Origin of the sequence: Faecousia sp., assembly GCF_048519415.1 — a bacterium.
Taxonomy (GTDB): domain Bacteria; phylum Bacillota; class Clostridia; order Oscillospirales; family Oscillospiraceae; genus JAZOXB01.
In genome coordinates this window covers 1-6,175 of the sequence record NZ_DBFZUT010000072.1, presented here as the reverse complement: position 1 = coordinate 6,175, position 6,175 = coordinate 1, and the positions used below count along the sequence as shown (strand labels likewise).

The 6,175-nt window shown below is 60.1% G+C and carries 3 protein-coding genes; 2 read left to right on the top strand and 1 reads right to left on the bottom strand.

Annotated elements, in window-relative coordinates; translation table 11 throughout:
- Positions 1-37 precede the first annotated feature (37 nt).
- Positions 38-1,429 (bottom strand): S1C family serine protease, encoded by a 1,392-nt coding sequence (locus ACMKFF_RS07750; RefSeq protein WP_419496573.1) that lies wholly within the window; start codon positions 1,427-1,429, stop codon positions 38-40.
- Positions 1,430-1,782: 353 nt separating this feature from the next.
- On the opposite strand from ACMKFF_RS07750, the gene ACMKFF_RS07745 reads away from it, so the two are divergent.
- Both ACMKFF_RS07745 and ppdK read left to right on the top strand, forming a co-directional pair.
- Positions 1,783-2,595 carry a ParB/RepB/Spo0J family partition protein gene (locus tag ACMKFF_RS07745; protein ID WP_349134539.1) on the top strand — a complete coding sequence of 271 codons (813 nt, stop codon included), beginning with the start codon at positions 1,783-1,785 and terminating at the stop codon, positions 2,593-2,595.
- 692 nt (positions 2,596-3,287) lie between these two features.
- Positions 3,288-5,921, top strand: coding sequence for a pyruvate, phosphate dikinase (gene ppdK / locus ACMKFF_RS07740; protein WP_419496572.1), 2,634 nt, complete (start codon positions 3,288-3,290; stop codon positions 5,919-5,921).
- The last annotated feature ends 254 nt before the right edge of the window (positions 5,922-6,175 follow it).

The window sequence follows — 6,175 nt, the reverse complement described above, 5'->3', positions numbered from 1 at the left end:
GAAAAGAGAGAGTATTGGTAAATTGATTTTGCAGCGATCAGCCGCCGAAGCCGAAGCCCCACGGGAAGCCGTAGCCGCCGCCCTGCTGTTGCTGCTGGCTCTGATCCTGCTGCTGGCTCTGCTGCGTATCGCTCGAGCCGGCCAGCGCGGACTGCTTCTGCTCGGCAACGGTAACGGTCAGCTCCAGTGTCTGGCCCTGACGGTAGACGGAAAGCTTCAGCGTGTCGCCCGCCTTCTTGGCGGTGACGATCTGGACCAGATCGTTGCTGCCGGTGATCTCGGCGCCGTCCACGGCGGTGATGATATCGTTGGCCTGCAGGCCTGCCTGTGCAGCAGGAGCGCCATCCGTCACGGAGCGGACGACCGCGCCGGCAGGAAGGCCGTAGCTCGTCATTTCAGAGCTGACATCTTCAACGGAAACGCCGATGTACGGCTTGACGATATAGCCGTTTTTAATGATGCTCTCAACGATGCTGCGCACCGAGTTGATCGGGATGGCAAAGCCGATGTTATCGATGGACGCCTCACCGGAAGAGCCGCTGCTGGAATACTTCGCATTCGTGATGCCGATGACCTCGCCATAGAGGTTGAACAGCGCACCGCCGGAGTTGCCGGAGTTGATGGCGCAGTCCGTCTGGATGAGGTCCATCGTGACGTTGCTCGAGAGCGTGACCTCGCGGTTCAGCGCGCTCACGGCGCCGGACGTCAGGGAGAACGTCAGCTCGCCGAGCGGGTTGCCGATGGCGACCACGGAATCGCCGACGTTCAGCTCGTCGGAATCGCCGAGCACGACGGGCGTCAGGCCGGTCGCGTCGATCTTCAGAACGGCGATGTCGTTGCTCTCGTCGTAGCCGACGATGGTGGCGTCGTAGCTCGTGCCGTCATACATCGTGACCTTCACGGAATTGGAATTTTCAATGACATGGTAGTTCGTCAGGATATAGCCGTCAGCCGTCAGGATGAAGCCGGAGCCGGAGGCGGCGGCCGTCGTCTGATAGCCCCAGTAGTTCGTGGTGATGGAGGTCGTGATGCCGACCGTAGAATTGACGTTGGCGGCATAGACCTCAGCAGCCGTCATTTCCTTGCTCGTGTCGATCTTTGAGACGTTGATGGCCGAGGTGGGACGGTCACCCTGCAGGATGGTGGAGGTGCTGCTGCTGTGCGAGCTGCCGGACGAGCCGGTCATGCTCGTGCCGATGGCCATGGCGCCTGCGCCGACCGCGCCGCCGAGCAGCGAGCAGCACAGCGCCAGCGCGACGACGCGCCCTGCGGTATGCTTCTTCTTCGGCTGCGTATGCTCCGGCTGCTGCGGCATCTGGTAGAGCGGCTGCTGCCACTGATTGCCGCTGGTCTCACTACTCTGCGCTTCATACCGGTTCTGCGCATCGTTGTTATCTTCATAGGGATGGAATCCGTCGTTTTCGTACATGATAAGCAACTCCTTCGATCAAATTTCTCAGGAACCCCGCCGCGCGGCCGCTTCCGGCTTTGCTGCGGTGCCTTTGTTTTTCTTTCTGGCCACATTGTAGCGCGCCAAGCTGAAATGTTTCTGAAAGAAGGATGAAGGAATTATGAACTTCCGGAAAGCAGGCTGTGAACGGCCCGGATGCGGCATGGTTCCGCCGCTTTTCCCATTTCCCGCGTATTTCCCAAGATATTGTGGTCCATCATTTCGAAAAACACAATTTATTGCGTTTCAGTCCCTTTCATTCGCGCAATTTCGCAGCGCAAACGCGTAAAATAGATAGCAGAACAACGCGCACGGCAAAGGAGGAGAGCAGGATGCGCAGAACAGGTGGACTGCTGGAAACAGGGAAAATTCTATATCTTCCGGCCGCACAGATCCGGCCGAATCCGGGCCAGCCGCGGAAGATCTTCGACCCGGCAGGGCTGCAGGAGCTGGCGGCGAGCATTGCGGAATACGGCATCGTGCAGCCGCTGACCGTCCGACGGCGGGACGGATTCTATGAGCTGGTCGCAGGCGAGCGCCGCCTGCGCGCCGCGCGGATGGCGGGGCTTCGGGAGGTGCCCTGCATCCTGCTGTCGGTGGACGAGGCGCAGAGCGGCATGGTCGCGCTGGTGGAGAACCTCCAGCGGCGCGACCTCGACTACATCGAGGAGGCCGAGGGGCTGGCGCGGCTCATGCGCCTGTATGGTCTGAGTCAGGAGCAGGCGGCCCAGCGCGTGGGCAAAAGTCAGAGCGCCGTGGCGAACAAGCTGCGCTTGCTGCGCCACAGCCCGCAGGTGCTGGCCCTGCTGCGGGAGAACCAGCTCTCGGAGCGGCACGCGCGGGCGCTGCTGCGGCTGCCGGAGGAGGAGGACCGGCTGGCCGTGCTGCAGACCGTCATCCGCCAGCAGCTCAACGTGGCAAAGACGGAGGCGTACATCGACGCCTATCTCGCGAAAAAGAACGCGCAGGAGCCGCCGAAGCGCGGCATCCGCAAGCTCATCGTGCGGGACGTGCGGCTGTTCCTGAACAGCGTGAACCACAGCCTCGAGCTCGTCCGCAGTGCGGGCATCCAGGCGGAGACGAAGCAGGAGGAGACGGATCGCGAGATCGTCCTGACCATTCGCCTGCCCAAGCGGGCGGGATGAGAAATAGGGAATTGCAGGAAGGTTCCCAGCCGTGCGCTGTAGGGGAGCGGACAGCCGGGCCCGGATCCGCACTGGCAGCCAGTACAGGGCAGCGATAAAAACGCACAAACCGATTGCGTCTGTACGTTTTCACGGCAGCCTGTACGGACTGCGAGTGCCTTCCCGAGATTGCCACGTCGCTTCGCTCCTCGCAATGACACGTCAGGGTGGTGTGCGGTGCACCAGTGCCCTTGTGCGGTTGAATATCCCTGTACAAGGCGCTCCGTGAGCGCCGCTACGCCCCATACTTTGGCATTTGCCATTTCAACGATGGTCAGTTCGTTTCGCCGGTGCAGTGCCGGGCACGGCTGTCCGCTCCCCCGCAACTACAACACATGGTCGGCGGCCTCGCGTAGCTTTCCACTCTCCATTTTCAGCTTGCCCCATGTCCCGTTCCTGAAAAACCAATTTCAAACCCGCTGCGTTTTGGGAGGAGCGCAGCGGGTTTTTTCTGGCAAAATGACGGTTTTGCGCCATTTTTCTGTCTGAAAATATTTACATTGGCCTTTTTCGGTTTTTTCTTTTGAAATTCATTGAAAAACCCTGCGGATTGTGTTATATTGTTCAAGTATCCGAATGAATAGAACTAGAAAAACGATTCGAAACGGCTGCGAGTGACCGTTTCCAAGACACGAAAGGGGTTTATCAACAGTATGCACAAATATGTTTACCTGTTCTCCGAGGGTAACGGCTCCATGCGTGAGCTGCTCGGCGGCAAGGGCGCAAACCTGGCAGAGATGACGAATCTCGGCATGCCTGTCCCGCAGGGCTTCACCATCTCCACGGAAGCCTGCACGAAGTATTATGAGGACGATCGCAACATCAACGACGAGATCAAGGCGCAGGTCTACGAGGCTCTCACCCGCATCGAGAAGATCAACGGCAAGAAGTTCGGCGACGCCAAGAATCCGCTTCTCGTCTCCGTCCGTTCCGGCGCCCGCGCCTCCATGCCCGGCATGATGGACACCATCCTGAACCTCGGCCTGAACGACGAGGTCGCCGCCGGTCTCATCGCCGGTAACCCCACGCCTGCGTTTACCCGCTTTGTTTACGATTCCTATCGCCGCTTTATCCAGATGTTCTCCGACGTTGTCATGGAGCTGTCCAAGAAGACGTTCGAGGTCATCATCGACGAAGTCAAGGCCGCCAAGGGCGTCAAGAACGACATCGACCTCGACGCCGACGACATGAAGAAGCTCGTTGACCTGTTCAAGGCTCACTATAAGGAAGAAAAGGGCGAGGACTTCCCGACCGATCCGGCCGTCCAGCTCATGGAGGCCATCAAGGCCGTCTTCCGCTCTTGGGATAACCCCCGCGCCAACGTCTATCGCCGCATGAACGACATCCCCTACTCCTGGGGCACCGCCGTCAACGTGCAGCCGATGGTCTTCGGCAATCTGAACGACAAGTCCGGCACCGGCGTCGCCTTCACGCGCGATCCGGCCACCGGTGAGAAGGCGCTGTTCGGCGAATACCTCATCAACGCCCAGGGCGAAGATGTCGTCGCCGGTATCCGCACGCCGAGCAAGATCTCCAAGCTGCATGAGGAGATGCCCGCTGTCTACGACCAGTTCGTCGATATCGCCACCCGCCTCGAGAACCACTACCGTGACATGCAGGATATGGAGTTCACCATCGAGAACGGCAAGCTCTACATGCTGCAGACCCGTAACGGCAAGCGCACCGCTGCCGCCGCGCTGAAGATCGCCTGCGACCTCGTCGACGAGGGCATGATCTCCCGCGAAGAGGCCGTCATGCGCGTGGAGCCGAAGCAGCTCGATTCCCTGCTGCACCCGCAGTTCGACGCCGCCGCGCTGAAGGCCGCCGAGGTCGTCGGCAAGGGCCTGGCCGCCTCTCCGGGCGCTGCCTGCGGCCGTGTCGTCTTCTCCGCCGAGGACGCAAAGTCCTGGGCCGCCAACGGCGAAAAGGTCGTTCTCGTCCGTCTTGAGACCAGCCCCGAGGACATCGAGGGCATGGCTGCCGCGCAGGGCATCCTGACCGTCCGCGGCGGCATGACGTCCCACGCTGCCGTCGTCGCGCGCGGCATGGGCACCTGCTGCGTCTCCGGCTGCGGTGAGATCACCATGCACGAGGAAGAGAAGTACTTCACCCTCGCCGGCAAGGATTACCACGAGGGCGACTGGATCTCCATCGACGGCTCCACCGGCAACATCTATGGCTGCGCCGTCAAGACCGTCGAGGCCACCATCAGCGGCAACTTTGACCGCTTCATGAAGTGGGCCGACAGCTTCCGCGTTCTGCGCGTCCGCACGAACGCCGATAACCCCCGCGACACTGCGCAGGCCGTGAAGTTCGGCGCAGAAGGCATCGGCCTGTGCCGCACGGAGCACATGTTCTTTGAGGCCACCCGTATCAAGGCCATGCGCGAGATGATCGTCGCCAAGACGGTCGAGGCCCGCAAGGAAGCTCTGGCCAAGATCCTGCCGTATCAGCAGGGCGACTTCGAAGCGATGTATCGTGAGCTCAAGGGCCGTCCGATGACCATCCGCTTCCTGGATCCTCCCCTGCACGAGTTCCTGCCGACGAAGGAAGAGGACATCGCCGAGATCGCCGAAGAGCTGCACGTCAGCGTCGCCGAGCTCAAGGACGTCATCGCCTCCCTGCATGAGTTCAACCCGATGATGGGCCACCGCGGCTGCCGTCTGGCTGTCACCTATCCGGAGATCGCCGAGATGCAGACCACTGCCGTCATCAATGCCGCTATCAAGATCAATAAGGAGTTCTCCTGGTACCGCATCGAGCCGGAGATCATGATCCCGCTGGTCGGCGAGGTCAAGGAGCTGAAGTTCGTCAAGGACGTCGTCACCGCCACGGCCGACCGCCTGATCGAAGAGGCCGGTGTCGAGATGAAGTACACCGTCGGCACCATGATCGAGATCCCGCGCGCCGCTCTGACCGCGGACGAGATCGCCACCGAGGCCGAGTTCTTCTCCTTCGGCACGAACGACCTGACCCAGATGACGTTCGGCTTCAGCCGCGACGACGCCGGCAAGTTCCTCGACTCCTACTACGACCACAAGATCTACGAGTCCGATCCGTTTGCCCACCTCGACCAGAAGGGCGTCGGCAAGCTCGTGAAGATGGCCGCCGAAATGGGCCGCGCCACCCGTCCGCACATCAAGCTCGGCATCTGCGGCGAGCACGGCGGCGATCCCGCCTCCGTCGAGTTCTGCCACAACGTCGGCCTGAACTACGTCTCCTGCAGCCCGTTCCGTGTCCCCATCGCCCGCCTCGCTGCTGCGCAGGCTGCTATTGCAAATAGGTAGGAGTTCTCTTTCATTTGAGTTACCGCTTAGTTTCGAGCAGGCAGCAGCTTATCGAAAGGCTAACGGACAATATGTAAGGAAAAATCAGTGGAGAGATACCACTGTAAGAGTTCTTATAAAAGAAAATGTGATAAGCGTATCATTAGAAATAGTGGTACGCTTATTTTTTACCCGTTTCGTACCTTTGAAATGTACTTTGCTTTCATATATGATGAAGTCAAGAAAGGTATAATTTCGGTATGAGTCATGAGATC